The organism is Saccharothrix sp. ALI-22-I (assembly GCF_001984175.1).
Lineage (GTDB): Bacteria > Actinomycetota > Actinomycetes > Mycobacteriales > Pseudonocardiaceae > Actinosynnema.
Window position 1 is genome coordinate 707,073 of the sequence record NZ_MTQP01000068.1, and the last position, 16,651, is coordinate 723,723.

The 16,651-nt window shown below is 69.0% G+C and carries 20 protein-coding genes and 1 pseudogene; 14 read left to right on the forward strand and 7 right to left on the reverse strand.

What is annotated here, in order from left to right:
• Positions 1-132: 132 nt before the first annotated feature.
• The 3 genes from ALI22I_RS40075 to ALI22I_RS40085 form a co-directional block, all read right to left on the reverse strand.
• Positions 133-381, reverse strand: a complete 249-nt coding sequence (locus ALI22I_RS40075) for a hypothetical protein (protein ID WP_077010780.1) — start codon at positions 379-381, stop codon at positions 133-135.
• 6 nt (positions 382-387) lie between these two features.
• Positions 388-1,029, reverse strand: coding sequence for an HNH endonuclease family protein (locus tag ALI22I_RS40080; RefSeq protein ID WP_077010781.1), 642 nt, complete (start codon positions 1,027-1,029; stop codon positions 388-390).
• Positions 1,030-1,142: 113 nt separating this feature from the next.
• Positions 1,143-1,817, reverse strand: a complete 675-nt coding sequence (locus ALI22I_RS40085; protein ID WP_443217018.1) for a hypothetical protein — start codon at positions 1,815-1,817, stop codon at positions 1,143-1,145.
• A gap of 89 nt (positions 1,818-1,906) precedes the next feature.
• Here ALI22I_RS40085 and ALI22I_RS40090 point away from each other — a divergent pair, with 89 nt between their 5' ends.
• On the forward strand, positions 1,907-3,196 hold the full coding sequence (locus ALI22I_RS40090; protein ID WP_077010782.1) for an adenylosuccinate synthase: 1,290 nt from the start codon (positions 1,907-1,909) through the stop codon (positions 3,194-3,196).
• 354 nt (positions 3,197-3,550) lie between these two features.
• Positions 3,551-3,947, forward strand: a pseudogene (locus ALI22I_RS40095) (LLM class flavin-dependent oxidoreductase); the annotation flags it as partial.
• A gap of 130 nt (positions 3,948-4,077) precedes the next feature.
• Here ALI22I_RS40095 and ALI22I_RS40100 read toward each other — a convergent pair.
• Positions 4,078-5,181, reverse strand: coding sequence for a glycerophosphodiester phosphodiesterase (locus tag ALI22I_RS40100; RefSeq protein WP_143532676.1), 1,104 nt, complete (start codon positions 5,179-5,181; stop codon positions 4,078-4,080).
• A 122-nt stretch (positions 5,182-5,303) separates the two neighbouring features.
• Entirely contained in the window at positions 5,304-6,857 is a 1,554-nt protein-coding gene (locus ALI22I_RS40105; RefSeq protein ID WP_077011183.1) for a Na+/H+ antiporter, read from the reverse strand.
• Positions 6,858-6,885: 28 nt separating this feature from the next.
• Between ALI22I_RS40105 and ALI22I_RS40110 the strand changes: the two genes are divergently transcribed.
• The 4 genes from ALI22I_RS40110 to purD all read left to right on the forward strand — a co-directional run bounded on the left by ALI22I_RS40110 (position 6,886) and on the right by purD (position 11,523).
• A complete protein-coding gene (locus ALI22I_RS40110) occupies positions 6,886-7,146 on the forward strand; it encodes a UBP-type zinc finger domain-containing protein (RefSeq protein WP_179118515.1) in 261 nt (86 codons plus the stop codon).
• Between the two features lie 121 nt (positions 7,147-7,267).
• A complete protein-coding gene (locus ALI22I_RS40115) occupies positions 7,268-9,253 on the forward strand; it encodes a TRAP transporter permease (protein ID WP_083752343.1) in 1,986 nt (661 codons plus the stop codon).
• Entirely contained in the window at positions 9,246-10,238 is a 993-nt protein-coding gene (locus ALI22I_RS40120; protein WP_077010784.1) for a TAXI family TRAP transporter solute-binding subunit, read from the forward strand. The genes ALI22I_RS40115 and ALI22I_RS40120 overlap by 8 nt, the downstream gene beginning before the upstream one ends.
• Before the next feature lie 28 nt (positions 10,239-10,266).
• Complete coding sequence (purD, locus tag ALI22I_RS40125; protein WP_077010785.1) at positions 10,267-11,523, forward strand: phosphoribosylamine--glycine ligase; 1,257 nt, start codon at positions 10,267-10,269, stop codon at positions 11,521-11,523.
• Here purD and ALI22I_RS52575 read toward each other — a convergent pair.
• On the reverse strand, positions 11,520-11,741 hold the full coding sequence (locus ALI22I_RS52575) for an SEC-C metal-binding domain-containing protein (protein WP_202971162.1): 222 nt from the start codon (positions 11,739-11,741) through the stop codon (positions 11,520-11,522). The two genes, purD and ALI22I_RS52575, sit on opposite strands and share 4 nt — an antisense overlap.
• Before the next feature lie 14 nt (positions 11,742-11,755).
• On the opposite strand from ALI22I_RS52575, the gene ALI22I_RS54900 reads away from it, so the two are divergent.
• From ALI22I_RS54900 to ALI22I_RS40165, 8 genes are all read left to right on the forward strand, one after another.
• Entirely contained in the window at positions 11,756-11,947 is a 192-nt protein-coding gene (locus ALI22I_RS54900; protein ID WP_274523041.1) for a Scr1 family TA system antitoxin-like transcriptional regulator, read from the forward strand.
• Positions 11,904-12,116 (forward strand): Scr1 family TA system antitoxin-like transcriptional regulator, encoded by a 213-nt coding sequence (locus ALI22I_RS54130; RefSeq protein ID WP_274523042.1) that lies wholly within the window; start codon positions 11,904-11,906, stop codon positions 12,114-12,116. Before ALI22I_RS54900 ends, ALI22I_RS54130 begins: the two co-directional genes overlap by 44 nt.
• A complete protein-coding gene (locus tag ALI22I_RS40140; RefSeq protein ID WP_083752344.1) occupies positions 12,113-12,307 on the forward strand; it encodes a DUF397 domain-containing protein in 195 nt (64 codons plus the stop codon). Before ALI22I_RS54130 ends, ALI22I_RS40140 begins: the two co-directional genes overlap by 4 nt.
• A 115-nt stretch (positions 12,308-12,422) precedes the next feature.
• Positions 12,423-12,869 carry a hypothetical protein gene (locus ALI22I_RS51570; protein ID WP_077010787.1) on the forward strand — a complete coding sequence of 149 codons (447 nt, stop codon included), beginning with the start codon at positions 12,423-12,425 and terminating at the stop codon, positions 12,867-12,869.
• Positions 12,870-12,885: 16 nt separating this feature from the next.
• On the forward strand, positions 12,886-13,461 hold the full coding sequence (locus tag ALI22I_RS40150; RefSeq protein WP_238598789.1) for a DUF3558 domain-containing protein: 576 nt from the start codon (positions 12,886-12,888) through the stop codon (positions 13,459-13,461).
• A gap of 10 nt (positions 13,462-13,471) precedes the next feature.
• Complete coding sequence (locus ALI22I_RS40155) at positions 13,472-14,767, forward strand: PPE domain-containing protein (RefSeq protein WP_077010789.1); 1,296 nt, start codon at positions 13,472-13,474, stop codon at positions 14,765-14,767.
• 1 nt (position 14,768) lies between these two features.
• Complete coding sequence (locus ALI22I_RS40160) at positions 14,769-15,536, forward strand: ESX secretion-associated protein EspG (protein WP_077010790.1); 768 nt, start codon at positions 14,769-14,771, stop codon at positions 15,534-15,536.
• Positions 15,537-15,639: 103 nt separating this feature from the next.
• Positions 15,640-16,170: an ESX secretion-associated protein EspG gene (locus ALI22I_RS40165; RefSeq protein WP_077010791.1), complete on the forward strand. Its 531-nt coding sequence runs from the start codon at positions 15,640-15,642 to the stop codon at positions 16,168-16,170.
• A 98-nt stretch (positions 16,171-16,268) separates the two neighbouring features.
• On the opposite strand, the gene ALI22I_RS40170 is transcribed toward ALI22I_RS40165, so the two are convergent.
• On the reverse strand, positions 16,269-16,649 hold the full coding sequence (locus ALI22I_RS40170) for a VOC family protein (RefSeq protein ID WP_077010792.1): 381 nt from the start codon (positions 16,647-16,649) through the stop codon (positions 16,269-16,271).
• Positions 16,650-16,651: the final 2 nt, after the last annotated feature.

The window sequence follows — 16,651 nt, forward strand, 5'->3', positions numbered from 1 at the left end:
CATGGCCGCTGCTCCGCAGACGGCGGCTCGGTCGCCTGGGAAGTCGGTCGTTCGTGACTCATTTTCCGATGATCACGCTTTTCGATCATCGGAAAATGAGTCACGAACGACCGACGCGACCTCGCGGGGTGGTTAACCCTGTGGGCGGTTGAGCACGCCGAGCAGGACGGCGTGCACGGCGTCGTGGTCACGGGGGTCGGCCAGTTGGCACGAAGCGCCGGTGATGGCGTACCACTCCTCCGCGCCCTCGTAGCGCACCGTCGCCTTCAGCACGCCGTCGACCAGCGTGGTGCGGAGTTCGAGGTCTCCGGTCACCACGCCGACCTCGTCGGTCATGACGCCGCCGGGTCCGGCCACGAAGGGGGAGGAGCGGTCAGCCATTGGTTATCAGCACCTTCCGAGCATGCTTTGCAAAGCAGACTTCTCCGCGGAGTCCACCCGCAAACCCCACTGGTACTTCGAGTGGATCCACATCTTGGCGTACGTGCACCAGTACGAGGTCAGCGGCGGCTTCCACTCGGCCGGGTCCTGGTCGCCCTTGGACTGGTTCACGTTGTCGGTGACGGCGATGAGCTGCGGATTGGTCAGGTCGTTGGCGAACGACTGCCGCCTGGCCGTGGTCCACGACGACGCGCCGGAGCGCCACGCCTCGGCCAGCGCCACCACGTGGTCGATGTCGACGTCGGACGCCAGCGTCCACGTCGCGCCGTCGTACGGGCTGAACCAGCGGCCGGACGTGGCCGCGCAGGAGGAGTCCGTGACCACGTTCGTGCCGTCGCGCTTGAGCACCGTCTCCCGGGTGTTGCAGCTGCCCGAGACGGTGCTCCAGTGCGGGAACAGGTCCCGCGAGTAGCCCGTGGTGGAACCTTCGGCGGCCACGGTCAGTGCGTTCAATTCCGACTGGGCGGTGGTGAGACTGGGGATGTTCGGTGGTGTGGCCTGGGCAGGGGAGACCAGGGCAACTGCGAGCACGCCGGCCAGGAGCAGGGAAAAGATCGAGAATCGCGCGGTTTTGTTGACCGTTGACATTAATTCCGACCTTCCTGGTTTGGAAGCTGTCGGAATTACCTTGGGTCAATTTCCCGGCGGTTACAACGCTTTCGAGTGACGCCTGAATGGCGGTAGAGAAAATTCCTCAGTCACTACAACCCTCGGACCAACCGCAGGTCCTCCGTGTGGCGGTACCAGGTCCACTTGCCCATCGGCCTCGGGTGTGCGATGCCGTCCGAGGTGACCTGCACGGGCAGGCAGCCGAGTTGGAACGCGCGCGCCGACGTGCTGACCACCTTGCGGCCGAACAGCCGCTTGTGGATGACGTGCACGACAAGCCCCAGCCCGCCCTCCGGGTCCGGGGTGACCTCCAGCCGGCTCGCCTGGCCGCGCAGCACCACGGTGTCGTCGCCGTAGCCGACGCCGCGCACGGGGCCGAGCGAGCCGAGGCCGACGAGCACGCCGCCGACGTCGTCCCGGACCAGCGGCACCCGGTCGGCGTCACCGGACAGGGCGAGGTCCAACGCGCGACCGGGGTCGGTCGGCAGGCCCCACAGCCCGGCCACGTCGGAACGCGGGTCGGCCGGCACGTACCCGAGCGGCACGTCGGCCAGTCGTTCGGTGCGCAGCAGCCGCAGCACGACGGCGTTGAGGTCGGCGTCCGTACCGTGCACAACGAGACGTTTGTCACCCGATTCGGCCAGGATCGCGTCTACCTCGGCCTTTCCCGGGCGTGCGGCCATTTGCCGCACCTCGAAACGGTCACCGTCAGTGATCATTGGCAACTGCGAGTTTCCGCAGGCCAGCACGATTCCGCGCACCATCATCTCCTGGTCTACCCTCAACAGCCGTCCACTGACGGCTCGGCCGTCGCAGGCATTCGGCTCTCTACCCGTCCAACCGCTTGGAGTTTCACATGCCGGCCGTCGTGCTGATCGGTGCCCAGTGGGGCGATGAGGGTAAGGGCAAGGCAACGGACCTGCTCGGTGACCGGGTGCAGTGGGTCGTCCGGTACCAGGGCGGCAACAACGCCGGGCACACCGTCGTGCTGCCCACCGGCCAGAAGTTCGCCCTGCACCTGATCCCCTCCGGAATCCTCTCCCCTGGCGTGACCAGCGTCATCGGCAACGGTGTCGTGGTCGACCCCGGCGTGCTGCTGGAGGAGCTGGCCGGTCTCGACGAGCAGGGCGTCGACACCAGCAAGCTGCTCATCTCCGCGGACGCCCACTTGATCATGCCGTACCACGTGGCGATCGATAAGGTCACCGAGCGGTACCTGGGCAAGGCCAAGATCGGCACCACCGGTCGCGGCATCGGCCCGTGCTACCAGGACAAGATCGCCCGCGTCGGCGTGCGCGCGCAGGACCTGCTGGACGAGAAGATCCTGCGGCAGAAGGTGGAAGCCGCGCTGGACTTCAAGAACCAGGTGCTGGTCAAGGTCTACAACCGCAAGGCGCTGGACCCCGAGCAGGTGGTGGACAGCGTGCTGGAGCACGGCGCCAAGTTCACCTCCCGCATCGCCGACACCCGCCTGCTGCTCAACCAGGCGCTGGAGCGCGGCGAGACCGTGCTGCTGGAGGGCTCGCAGGGCACGCTGCTCGACGTGGACCACGGCACCTACCCGTTCGTCACGTCGTCGAACCCGACCTCGGGCGGCGCGAGCGCCGGTTCCGGTATCGGGCCGACCCGGATCACCACGGTGATCGGCATCCTCAAGGCGTACACGACGCGGGTGGGCTCGGGGCCGTTCCCGACCGAGCTGAACGACGAGATGGGCGAGCGCCTGCGCAAGACCGGCGGCGAGTTCGGCGTGACGACCGGGCGTTCCCGGCGCACCGGCTGGTTCGACGCGGTGATCGCCCGGTACGCGGCGCGGGTCAACGGCATCACCGACTTCTTCCTGACCAAGCTGGACGTGCTGTCGGGTCTGGAGAAGGTGCCGATCTGCGTCGGTTACACGATCGACGGCGAGCGGGTCGACGAGATGCCGATGTCGCAGACCGACGTGCACCACGCCGTGCCGGTGTACGAGGAGCTGCCGGGCTGGTTCGAGGACATCAGCCACTGCCGGACGTTCGAGGAACTGCCCGCGAACGCGCGCGCGTACGTGGAGCACTTGGAGCAGATCTCCGGCGCCCGGATGTCCGCGATCGGCGTCGGGCCGGGCCGCGACCAGACGATCGTGCGCCACGACATGCTCGGCTGAGTTCGTTGTGAAAACCTCCGATGCCGAAGCAATCGGCGTCGGAGGTTTTTTCATCATTCGGGACGCGTTGACTTCTCCCGCAGGGAGAAATCCGTGTCGATTCCCACCGCGGGTGTTGTCGCGCGTCCTGAATCCGTAGGTGCGGAATCCGCCTACCCGCCGCGAGCGCCCGCTGTAAAACAACGTCGAAGGTTCCCTGATGTCGGGCGGTGGTTGAGCCCGATCGGGCTGGTCCTGTTGTGGCAGGCGGCGAGCAGCACCGGCGTGCTGCCGCCGGACAAGCTCGCCTCACCGGTCACCGTGTTCCGGTCCGGCTACGAGCTGGTCGTGGACGGCCAGTTGGTGGACGCGTTCCTGGTGTCCTTGAGCCGGGACACGTCGGCCGAGGCGTGGCGTGAGGCGGAGAAGCTGCTGGAGGCGTTGGACCCGGCGCAGGTGGCCAGGGCGCAGGAGCAACTGCGGACGTCGCAGTCCGTGGGGCAGCAGCGGATGGTGGCCCTGCACGGTGGTTACCTGAGTCGTGGCGTGCGGGGGTTGGAGATCCACCCCGGGCTGTGGGCCGGCGTCGGCCTGGTGCGCGGCGGGGCCGGGACGGCGTTGGTCGGCGGCCACGCGGAGGTGGCGGACCTGATCGAGGAGTACCCACGCCATCGGCATCGGGGAGTTCGTGTTCTCCGGCTACCCGCACCTGGAGGAGGCCTGCTGGTTCGGCGAGGGCGTCCGCCCGATCCTGGCCCAGCGCGGCCTGCTCGCGGGCACTGGGTTTCGGTGCCCGACAGCCGGGAACTGTCGGACCCCTTTGGCAGTCTGTCGATCGGGGGGTCCTGATCTTCGGGGGACGCCCGGCTCAGCGTGGGCGTCCCCCGAAGTCCGGTGACAGGTCAGCCGTTGCGGGCTTCCACGGCGGTGTCGGGGTTGTCGGCGAAGACGCCGTCCAGGCCGGTCGCGTAGAACTTCGCGTACTCGCCGAACGCCTTGCCGTACGCGGCAGGGTCGGGTGAGGTGCGGAAGTCGGCCGGGAGGAACGTGTTCTCGTTGCGGAACGTCCAGGCGTGCACGATCAGGCCGCGGGTGTGCGCGTCACGCACCAGGGTGGTCGGCTCCCGCAGGAAACCCGCCGCGTCACGCGGGATGATCCGGTCCTTCGCCGCGCCGATGCCGGACGCGTAGGTGCGGATCTCGCGCAGGCCGTCGGGCGTCACCAGGTCGCTGTAGGTGCGCTTGTCACCGGCCTTGACGAAGTCGTACGGCGCGCCCGACGAGTTGATCAGCTGCACCAGCGGCACCCGCAGCTTCGACTTGAGCTGCTTGAGGTTCGCCACCTCGAACGACTGCACGTACACCTTCGCGCCGTGCCGGTTGAGGCCCGTCCGGGTCAGCACGTCGACCAGGCGCGGCTCCAGCGGGAGGCCGATCTCCTGGAAGTACGTCGGGTGCTTGGTCTCCGGGTAGATGCCGATGTCGCGCCCCAGTTCACGGGACAGCCGCCGGGACAGGTCGATGACCTCCTCCAGCGTCGGCACCTCGAACCGGCCGTCGTAGAGCGTGTTGCGCGGCCGGACCTCCGGGATGCGCTCCTTGGCCCGCAGGGTCTTCAGCTCGGCGAGCGTGAAGTCCTCGGTGAACCAGCCGGTGATCGGCGTGCCGTCGATGACCTTGGTGGTCTTGCGCGCGGCGAACTCCGGGTGCGCGGCGACGTCGGTGGTGCCGCCGATCTCGTTCTCGTGCCGCGCGACCAGCTTGCCGTCCTTGGTGACCACCAGGTCGGGCTCGACGTAGTCGGCGCCCATCCGCGCGGCCAACTCGTACGCGGCCAGCGTGTGCTCGGGCCGGTACCCCGACGCGCCGCGGTGGCCGATCACCAGCGGGCCCTTGCGGGATGACGCCACCTCGGCGTCACCGCTCGCCGACGCCGCCGGGAGCATCACCGCCCCCGTCACCGCGAGCGCCGCGAGCGCCACCCCGATGATCTTCGTCCGCACCATCGCCGACCTCCTCAGAGAATCCAGACGCGCGGCAGCCTCGTCGCGCACCGCGACGTCCTGGTCACCGTAGGGCGAAGGGCAGGCCACGTCACGGTGAACGCGTGGTGATCAGGCGCTGGTCGTCACTCCCTGGATATGGCCGCTTCCTCCAGGTCCAATTCGCGGAGCACCCGGAACAACACCTCGTCGTCGATCTGCCCGCTGTCCCGAGCCTGGACGAACACCTGGCGCTCGGCCTCCAGCATCGTCCGCCGCAGCCGGCGGTACGACGCGGCCGGGCTCTCGTCCTCCTGCCGGCCCAGCCGCTCCCACGCCGCGTTGCCCCGGTGCTCGGCCATGATCCGCAACCGGTCCACGATGTGGTCCGGCGCGCCGGTGTCACCGCCGACCACCTCGTCCAGCTTGCGCACCGCCGCCTCCGCCGCCGCGTGCTGCACCTGCGCCTCGGCCAGCGCGTCGGTCCGCTCCTCGTTGCCCCGGAACCCGAGCTTGCGGATCACGAACGGCAGCGTGAGGCCTTGGAGGAGCAGCGTGCCGACGGTGACCACGAACGCGCAGAACACGATCACCTCGCGGCCGGGGAGGTCCAGCGGCAGCGCGCTCGCCGCGGCCAGCGACACCACGCCGCGCATCCCGGCCCACGACAGCACGGTCACGCCACGCCACCCCGGCGCGCCCTCGCGGGTCCGGACCCGCTTCGACACCATCCGGGGCAGGTACGCGGCCGGGTACATCCACACGAACCGCACCAGGATCGTCGCCACCAGCACGACCACCGCCGCCCACACCAGCCCGGAGGTGACGTCCACGTCCCGGATCACGTTCTTCAGCTGCAAGCCGATCAACGCGAACACGAACGACTCCAGCAACACGTCCACCGACCGCCACACCGCGGTGTCCTGGAGGCGCGTGTAGTACGAGCTGCGCGGCGCGTGGTGCCCGATGTAGAGCCCGGCGATCACGACCGCGAGCACACCGGAGGCGTGGAGTTCCTCGGCGAAGATGTACGCGCCGAACGGCACCAGCATGCCGAGCGCGCTCTCCAGCACGCCGTCGTCGAGGCGCTCCCGGATCCACCGCACGCCCCAGCCGATGGCCAACCCGATGACCACACCGCCACCCGCGCTGATCACGAACGTGCGGGTGCCGTCCACCCAGGTGGCGGTGGCGCCGGCGGCAGCGGCCACGGCGACCTTGTAGACCGTCAACGCGGTCGCGTCGTTGATCAGGCTCTCGCCGGTGAGCAGCGTCATCGTCCGGCGCGGCAGGTTGAGCCGCCGTCCGATCGCGACCGCCGCGACCGCGTCCGGCGGGGCCACCACCGCGCCCAGCACCAGGGCCGCCGGCAGCGACAACTCGGGCAGCACGAGGTACGCGACCAGGCCCACGCCGAGCGTGGTGGCCAGCACCAGACCGACCGCGAGCAGGCCGATCGGCCTCAGGTTCGCCCGGATGTTGTGGTACGAGCTGTCCAGCGCGGCCGAGTAGAGCAGCGGCGGCAGCACCAGAACCAGGATCAGCTCCGGCTCCAGGGCGAACTCGGGCAGGCCCGGGATGAACGACACCGCGAGTCCGACGCCGACCAGCACCAGCGGGGCGGACCAGTTGAGGCGTTTGGCCGCCGCTGTGACGAGCAGCGCGCCGACGAGCAACAGGAGCAGTTCCGGTCCGTGCATGGCGCAATCTTGCGTGATGATGGCCGGCATGACCTGTCCCCACGTCCCAGATCTCCCGCCCGCGGTGACCCCGGATCAGCCCAAGGGTTGCGCGGACTGCCTGGCCATCGGCGAGCACAACTGGGCTCACCTGCGGATTTGCCTCAGTTGCGGGCACGTCGCGTGTTGCGACTCCAGCCCGCGCCGGCACGCGACCGCGCACTTCCACGCCTCGGAACACCCCGTCATGCAGTCTTTCGAACCGGGCGAGGACTGGCGCTGGTGCTACGTGGACTCCCGGATCGTCTGACTTGGTGTTTCGGTTTGTTTCGGCGTCTTTACAGTCCCTTTAGACGGTCGGTCTATGGCTGTGACACCGCACACAGATAGCTTCGGGAGCGCTGGATGCAGCGCGACACGAAGGAGTGCGCGTGCCGACCAAACCACAGGTCGAAGTCGACGAACTGATCGCCGAGTACGACGAGGAGCGCCCGTCGCGCACCCTGTCGCGGCGCTGGGAGCTGGGCGTGTGGGTGGCCGGTCTGGCCATCGCGCTGCTCGTGCTCAAACAGGTGTTCTGGCCGTTCAGCAAGGGCGGCCAGTACTACCTGGTGATCTTCCTGGCGGTCACGTTGCCGCTGGTCTTCCTCTGCTACCGGCCGCGCGGCAGGCGCGGTGACGGCGACGACCCCGGTGTCGTCGACTGGGTGGCGGCGGTCGCGGCGTTCGTGGTGGGCGCGTACCCGTTGTTCGGCGGGTTCGACGCCTTCCTCGACCGGCAGGGGCAGCTGACCACGCTGGACGTGATCGCCGGGTCCCTGCTGCTGGTGCTGATCCTGGAGGCGTGCCGGCGGACCACCGGCTGGGTGCTGCCGATCGTCTGCGTCGCCTTCATCGCGTTCGCCTACTACGGCGGCTACCTGCCACCGTCCTGGGAGATCTCGCACGCGGGCGTGGACTTCCCGCAGATCATCAACGGCTTCTACAACGACGCCACCGGGTTCTACGGGACGCCGCTGGACGTCGCCGCCACCTACATCGTGCTGTTCACGATCTACGGTTCGGTGCTCAACGCGTCCGGCGCCGGGACGTTCTTCGTGGACATCAGCTTCTCCGCGTTCCGCAAGTCCCGGACCGCACCCGGTCGCACCGCGGCCACGGCGGGGTTCCTGCTCGGCACCGTGTCCGGGTCCGGCACCGCGACGACCGTGTCGCTGGGCGCGGTGACGTGGCCGATGTTGAAGAAAGCGGGCTACCCCAAGGAGAGCGCGGGCGGGCTGCTCGCCGCCTCCGGTATCGGGGCGATCCTCTCGCCGCCGACCCTGGGCGCGGCGGCGTTCATCATCGCGGAGTACCTGGAGACGTCGTACCTGCAGGTGTTGATCTGGGCGATCCTGCCGACGCTGCTCTACTACCTGGGCATCGCGCTGGCCGTGGAGATCGACGCGCGCAAGTTCGGCGCCAAGCCGGTGGAGATCGATTCGCCGAGCCCGTGGGCGCTGCTCAAGCGCGGCGGGTACCACTTCCTGTCCCTCGCGGTGATCGTGGTGTTCCTGGCGTTGAACATCCCGGTGTTCTCCGCCGTCGTCTACGCCACCGGTGTCGCGGCGCTGTTCGCGCTGGTGGCCAAGCGCGGTGACGTGCGGGAGTGGCTGCGGGCGATGGCGGACTCGCTGTCGACGGGCGTGCGGTCGGCGTTGCCGGTGATCGCGGTGTGCGCGGCGGCCGGCGTGATCACGTCCACCATCACCAAGACCGGGCTGGGCCAGAAGCTGGCGTCGGCGCTGGTGAACCTCGCCGCGTCGATCTCGTCCAACCCGACCGTGGTGCTGTTCGTGACGGTGGTGCTGGCGGCGGTCGCGGTGAGCCTGCTCGGCCTGGCCGTGCCGGTGACCGCGTCCTTCATCATCTCGTGGGTCGTCATCGGGCCCGCGTTGATCGCCTTGGACGTGGCCCCCGAGGAAGCGGCCATGTTCATCTTCTACTACGCGGTGCTGTCCGAGGTGACGCCGCCGACGGCGCTCGCCGCGGTGGCCGCCGCCGCCATCACCGGCGGCGACGTGATGAAGACGATGTGGCGGACGTGGAAGTACACGCTGCCCGCGTTCCTCGTGCCGCTGGCGTTCGTGCTGACCGAGAACGGCGCCGGGCTGTTGCTGCGCACGTCGTTCCTCGACGCCCTGTGGGTGTTCGCCGTCTCCGCGCTGGGCGTGGCCGCGTTGGCCGTGCTCACGGGCGGGTGGCTGTTCGGTCCCGCGCGGTGGCCCGAGCGTGCGCTCTGCGCGCCCGCCGCTGTGGCTCTGCTCTACCTGCAACCCGTCACCATCGCCGTTGGCGTGGGTTTCCTGTTGGCCGCGGTGGCGGTGCACGTCGTCCTACCCAAGATCGTCAAACGGGGAGAGGAACAGCATGCGTAGCTGGGCGCTCAAGGCCGCCGTCGGCGTGCTCTCGGTCGGTCTCGTCGCCGCCGGATGTGGTGGCAAACGAACCCCCGACGCCGCGAGTGGCAACAACGGCGGAGCCGCCTGTGAGGCGGCGGACGGGCGGATCACCATCGCGACCGGCAACTCCGGCGGCGTGTACTACGTCGTCGGGGGCGGGTTGGCGAAGCTGATCAGCGACAACACCAAGCTCAAGGCCACCGCCGCGGAGACCGGCGCGTCGGTGCAGAACATCCAGCAGCTCGTGGCCGGCGACTACGACATGGCGTTCTCGCTGGCCGACACGGCGGCGGACGCGGTCGCGGGCAAGGGCGCGTTCGACGGCAAGCCGCAGCAGGTGCAGGCGCTGACCAGGCTGTACTCGAACTTCACCCAGGTGCTCGTGCGGGCCGACTCCGGGATCAACTCGGTGGCCGACATGCGCGGGAAGCGGATCTCCACCGGATCGCCCAAATCGGGCACCGAGGTGATCGCTCAGAGGTTGCTCACCGCGGCCGGGCTGAACCCGGAGACCGACGTCCAGGCGCAGCGGCTCGACCTGGCCAAGACCGCGGACGGGATGAAAGACGGCAGCATCGACGGGCTCGTGTGGTCCGGCGGCCTGCCCACCGCGCAGATCACCGACATCACCACGTCGTTGAAGGACGCGGTCAAGTTCATCGACATCACGCCGCAGCTGGACGCGTTGAAGAAGGTCAACGAGGTGTACGACCGGGGCGTCATCCCGGCCGCCACCTACGGGCAGCCGGCCGACGTGCCGACCGTCGTGGTGCCCAACGTGCTGCTGGTGCGGTCGGACTTCCCCGAGGGCGACGCGTGCGCCGTGACCAAGCTCATCTTCGAGAAGAAGTCGGAGCTGGAGGCGGTGCACCCGGCGGCCAAGGACATCCGCCAGGAGAAGGCCGCGATGACCGATCCGGTGCCCCTGCACCCCGGCTCGCTGGACGCACTGGGCGGATGACCGGCCGAGTCATCTAGGCTTCCGCACCGTGCGTGTCCTGGTCATCGGGTCTGGCGCCCGTGAACATGCCCTTGTCCTCGCGTTGTCGCGGGACCCTTCGGTGATCGCGCTTGCCTGCGCGCCGGGTAACGCCGGTATCGCGGGCGTCGCGGAGACCTACGGGGTCGACGTCACCGACGCCGGGGCCGTCGCGGCGCTGGCCAAGGAGTGGAACGCCGACCTGGTCGTGGTCGGGCCGGAGCAGCCCCTGGTGGCGGGTGCGGCGGACGCCGTGCGCGCCATCGGGATCCCCTGCTTCGGCCCGTCGGCCGCGGCGGCCCGGATCGAGGGGTCCAAGGCGTTCGCGAAGGACGTCATGGCCGCCGCGGGCGTGCCCACCGCGGCGTCGGAGATCGTCGACAACCCGGCCCGGCTCGACGCCGCGCTGACCCACTTCGGCCCGAGGTGGGTGGTGAAGGACGACGGCCTGGCCGCCGGCAAGGGCGTCGTGGTCACCACCGACCGCGCCGTGGCCCGCGCGCACGCCATGACGTTGCTCGACCACGGCCACCCGGTGCTGCTGGAGTCGTTCCTGGACGGGCCGGAGGTGTCGCTGTTCTGCCTGGTGGACGGCTCCACCGTGGTGCCGCTGCTGCCCGCGCAGGACTTCAAGCGCGTCGGCGACGGCGACTCCGGCCCGAACACCGGCGGCATGGGCGCCTACGCCCCGCTGCCGTGGGCGTCCCCCGATCTGGTGGACACGATCGTGTCCACCTGCGTCCAGCCCGTCGTCGACGAACTGGCCCGCCGTGGGACCCCGTTCACCGGCCTGCTCTACGCGGGCCTGGCCCTGACCTCCACCGGACCGCAGGTCATCGAGTTCAACTGCCGGTTCGGCGACCCCGAGACCCAGGCCGTGGTGGCCCTCCTCCGCACCCCCCTGGCCGGCCTCTTCCACGCCGCCGCCACCGGCGCCTTGGCCTCCGCGCCGCCCCTGGACTGGGCCGAGGGCTACGCCGTCACCGTCGTGATCGCCGCCGAGGGCTACCCCGGCCGCCCCCGCACCGGCGACGTCATCACCGGCGCCGACGCCGAAGGCGTCCTCCACGCCGGCACCCGCCGCCGCGAAGACGGCGCCGTCGTCTCCACCGGCGGCCGCGTCCTGTCGGTAGTAGGCACAGGCCCCACCCTCACCGAAGCCCGAACCGACGCCTACCACCGCCTGGAAGCCGTCCACCTCACCGGCTCCCACCACCGCACCGACATCGCCCTGCGGGCCGCGAACGGCGACATCGACGTCCCCTAGAACCCACCTGACCGGCCGCAACACTTCTTGTACTTGGCACCGGAGCCGCACCAGCACCGGTCGTTGCGGCCGGGCGGCCACGCGATGGCACCACCGGCGGCGACGGTTTCCCGCATCACGGCCATGCGAGTGGCCTCCTCGGTGGGGTCAGCACCGGTCCGCTCGGCGTACTCGACCAGTTCGCCGGTGGTCAGGGGCACCATGATGATCTTCGTCATGCCCGTCTCGGACAATTCGCGGTTGGCCAGTTCACGGTCCGGATGTACTCGTCGGCGGCGCGGAGGTCATGATCGAGCAGATCGATCACCTGCTGACGTTGGCCCAGCAGGACAACATCACCATCCAAGTGCTCTCCTTCGGAGCGGGTGAGTACCCCCACAATGGGTGGAGCGGTGAATATCCTTCGCTTCAGCGATCCGCTTGACGCTCCGTTCATCGGACTGGAGTACGCAGGGGGTGAGGCGATCATGGACGACCCGACGGACGTGGCGAAGTTCCAGGTCGTCTTCGCGTCGTTGGTCGAGATCGCGCTGAGCCCGCACGACACCGCAGACCTGTTGCGCGCTGTCCGACGAGAGCTGGGGGATCGATGATCGACTCGTTCGCACGGTGGAGGAAGAGCGGTCGTAGCGGCGGCAGCAACCAGTGTGTCGAGTGCGCGGCCGTTGCCGATGATCGAGCCATCCGCGACAGCAAGGCACCCCACAACGGGGCAGTGGTCGTCTCGGCCGCCGCGTTCGCAGGACTCATCGCGGCCGTGAAGGCTGGCCGCTACGACCTCTGAGCCGGACGGAACCGGAGTGCGTGGGACTTCGTCCAACCTCAGACCTGGTTCACGTGGTCGTTGGTAACCTCGAACCGGGATCGATCCGTTACCGACCGTACGGGGGTAGGACGTCGTGGAACAGGAGAACGGCCTACTAGGAGCCGTCGCCGCCGCGGGGGGGACCATCGGGCGGGCGATCGGCGAAGCCTTCGCGGCCGAGAAGCGTCTGAACGAGACGATGGCCGCCGGTCCGGGTGGCGGGCAGCAGTTCAACGTCACCAAGGAGACCGTCCTGCAGGCGGGGAAGATCATCGGCGATCAGGCTGATGCGCTCGCCCGGAAGTGGGAAAGGAGCAGGCGCGATCTCAAGGTCGTGCTCGATGGTTCCGACCCGGTGAACGTCGGTGTGGCCGATGCCTGGAACTCGCGGCTCGTCGAGGACGAGGACTCTTACGCGGAACGAATCCGCGAATACATCACCAGTCTCGACAACCTCGCCGAACAGTTGCGTCAGACCGCTGAGCAGTACGGGTTCACGGAGGAAGAAGTCATCGCGGCGTTCGGGGCTAAAAGTGCCTAATAGTTTTACGCGAATCGTGGCGGTAGCTGTCTTGGCCGCGCTGACTACTGTCGGATGCACAGCCGAGAAGCCCGGGGATCCTGGGCCCGCGGGTCAGACATCGGCTACGTCCACTTCCACATCGACGACCTCGGCGAACACCTCCCGCCCTCAAGAGCTCAAACTCGACGGCGTTGATCCCTGCCAGGTGCTGACCGCCGATCAGATGAACCAACTCGCGGTTGTCGAGTCGGCTCGGAACGACAGCGACATCGTGAAGACTGGTGACGTCCCAACCTGCGACTACACCAACAACCGTTCGCCGCGCATCACCTATGGCGTTGCTGTGGTGACCGCCAAGGGGATTGAGTACTGGCAGGGCGGCGGGAACGTCGAGGTGCAGCAGATCGAGGTGAGCGGCTATCCCGCTGTTCAGCTCACCCTGACCGGAACGTCGACGCTGGACTGTTCCGTAGCGGTCGATGTGTCCGATGGTCAACAGCTCTATGTGGACTTCTCCCCCGTCGGGCAGGAGTCTTCACAAAAGCAGATGTGTGATAACGCCAAGAGGGCGGCCGAGCTGGCGCTCGTCACTTTGCCAACGTTGGTGTGAGGGGGACGTCATGACCGGGCACCGAGACATTCCCGACTTCAGGTTCGAGGGCTACGACAACCAGGCGCTCGCCAACCTTGTTCAGCAGTTCTCGACATCCGATGCCGCTCAGAAGTTCAGCGACGCCTCACATGCGCTGCGTGAATTGGCGGCAACTCTCGACGATGTGGACGAGACTCTGCGGACCGAGCTGAAGAAGCTCGGTATCGATTGGCAGGGCGCGGCGGGGGACAACGCGGGGCAGGCGGTCACCGTGTCGGCTGACGTGGCGACCTCCGGGACCGAAGCCGCCCAGCAGAACTCCCAGGCCACGGCGGTGCAGGGCGCTAGCTACAGCCAGACCCGGAACGGGATGCCGGAGCCGCACAAGTTGCGCGGTGATACGGAAACCAATTTCGGGGACGACGTCGTTGGGTTCTTCGGGTACGAGACCGATCACGCCAAAGAGGTCAAACAGACCCAGGCTGCGCGCGATCAGGCCATTCGCGGGTTGGATCAGTACACGGACGCCAGTCGGGATGCGCTGAACCAGTACCAGGGTATGAACAAGCCTCCGCAGTTCGAGGTGACCACGGCTTCCAGTGTCAGCACGCCGGTCGCGCAGGTGGCGCAGCCCGGTGGGGGCGTGCCGGGGATCACCGGTGGTGTGCCTGGTGGGTTGCCCGGTGGCTCGCCCGGTCAGGTGCCTGGTGGGTCGGTTGGGTTGCCGCCGCAGTTGCCCGGTCAGTTGCCTGGCCAGTTGCCGGGTGGGTCGACGGGGCAGTTGCCTGGTCCGACGCCGAGTGTCTCGCCGGTGGTGCCGCCCGCGGCGTTGGGGAAGACCGGTGGGTCGAACCTGGGGTTGGGGCTTGGGCTCGGGTTGGCCGGCGGGGCGGCGTTGGGGCTGGCGGCCGGTGCTGCTCGTGGTGCTCGGGTGGTGCGTAATCCGTCTACGGCTGTGCCGGGCGGTGGCAAGGTGCCTGAGGGGGCGGCCGGTGGTAAGGGCACGGGTGGTGGCGGCGGCGGTGCCGGCAAGGGTGGTGTGCCCGGTGTTCCGGGTGCGCTGACCGGGAAGCCCGGTGTCTCGGCGACGATCGGTGCCATTGACCCCGACGAGCGGGTGGCCGGTCGTGGTGCGGCGGGTGCGGCTGCGGGTCGAGGTGGGGCGGGTAACTCGATGTTGCAGCCTGCGGCGACCGCCAAGGGTGGTCCTGGCGAGGAGGACGGCGAGCACGTCCGCAAGTACGGCGTGGACTCCGATGACGTCTTCGGTGACGAGCGGATGGTCGTGCAGTCGGTCATCGGCGACGAGCCCGAGAAGAAGTGAAGTGAGCGGCACGGTTGTCCTTTCCACGCTGGAGTTCGACGTGGCGTGGGAAGGTGAGCGGCTCGCCAGGCGCAACGTCGCGTTGGACGTGCCGAGTCCGGGCATCACGCACACCGAGCGGGCTGTGTTCGTCGAGCAGGCTTGGCAGTCGTTGGCCGAGCGCGGGTTGGCGGGGAACCGGCGGTTGACGCCCGAGTTGGCCGATGCGTTCGCGCTGCTGGCCAACCCGCAGGTGTCGATCGACCTCTGGATCTGGGTCGACCGCCGCAAGATCAAGGGTCTTGCGGCGGCGGCCGGTGACGAGGGCATCCTCGCCGTGGTGGACGGCGAGGAGGTGTGGCTGATCGAGTCGCGCGCCAGTGCGCTGGCCGAGGCGGCTGTGTCGGTCGCCGGTGAGATGCCCGCCGGGTACGGGCGGTCCATCAGCCTGCCGAACGACCTGCTGCGCGCGGCGTCCGACGAGGCCGGGCGGGACGCGGAGAAGCTGGTCCTCGCGTTGGAGCGGCACGGGTTGCCGTTGCACGAGGCACAGGAGCTGGCGGGCATGTGCGACGGGATGAGCACTCGCGGCCAGTTCGGGGTCGAACGTGCCCAACGCGGTGGGCCGCCGGTGCGGGCCGGTCGCGTGGTCGCGTGGCACGACACGCCGTCCGGCCGTTACCTGCACCAGGTCCGGCCCAGTTCCGACGGTCGGAACTGGAGCACCATCACGCCGATCGACAACGCCCGCCTCGCCGGCTGCGTGTGGGAGTTGTTGCAAGAGGTCTGAGTTCCCCGGGCCGAACGGAACCCGATCGTCCGCCACGGCGTCAGTTCCGGTGGCGGGCCTGGGGGCCGGAGTAATGCCCGCCGTCATTCGGGAGTGACGTCTGGTGACCAATGCGACTCTCACCGCGACCGCGTTCCGCACCGCCTGGGAACACCTCGACCTCGGCGCCATGCCGATCGTCCTGCACGTCCAGGACGAACCGGCGCCGTGGAGCCACCTGACCGCACAGGGGGTGGCCCGCGGCGGCGAACTCGACCCGTGGCTGGGTGCGGCGTTCAAGCTCATCGCCTACCCGCCGCGGTCGGCGGACCTGCGGCTGGGCATCGGCAGATCCGCGGTGCGGGCATTGGCCGCTGCCACCGGCACGGGCTCGTTGTTGGCCGTGCTGACCCGGGACCTGCTCACCGTGCGGGAGGTGGAGGTCGACCTCGCCACCGCGTTGGTGCGGCTGCTGCCGGAACTGCCGGACGGCCGGGTCGGCGGGCCGGAGTTGCGCGGCCAGTTCGGCGCGGCCGCGATCGACCAGAGCGGGCGCCGGAGGCGGGCGGCGGACGTGGTCGACTTCCACGGCCTGACCGATGCCGGCGTGCTGCGGGCGAGGGTCACCGCACTGCTGGACGAATTCCTCGGATAGCCGGCTGGGAGCCGGGGTGTGATTACGCGGTTCGCAGACGGATTCCGCTGCCGGAGGCGATGGCGGCTGCCAAGGGTGCTAGTGGTTTCGAGGTCTTGTCACGGCCAGGTGTTCGCCTGGGCGGTGAAGAGGTCCGGGTCGCTGTGCACGGGTAGGACGCACATCAGGTGCCCTCCGGGGGCGCGGAGCACCCGGCACTCCAACCACCGCGCCACCTGCGTCGCGCCGAGGCCGAGCAGTCTCGCGGTTTCGGCTTCGACATCGTCGGTCTCGATGTCGAGGTGGAAGCGAGGCGTGTCGTCGACCGCCTGGACGGCGGTGACCAGACCCGGCAGGGCCTCGTGCAGGTTGGTGAACTGCTCTTCCGACGGCACCGGACGCGCGGGGGCGCCGAGGGCCGCGGACCAGAAGGCCGCTGCCTGGGCCGCCTCCTCCCGGGGCGTGTCGATCAGCAGTGCGTAGACACGGCTTCGATGCATGT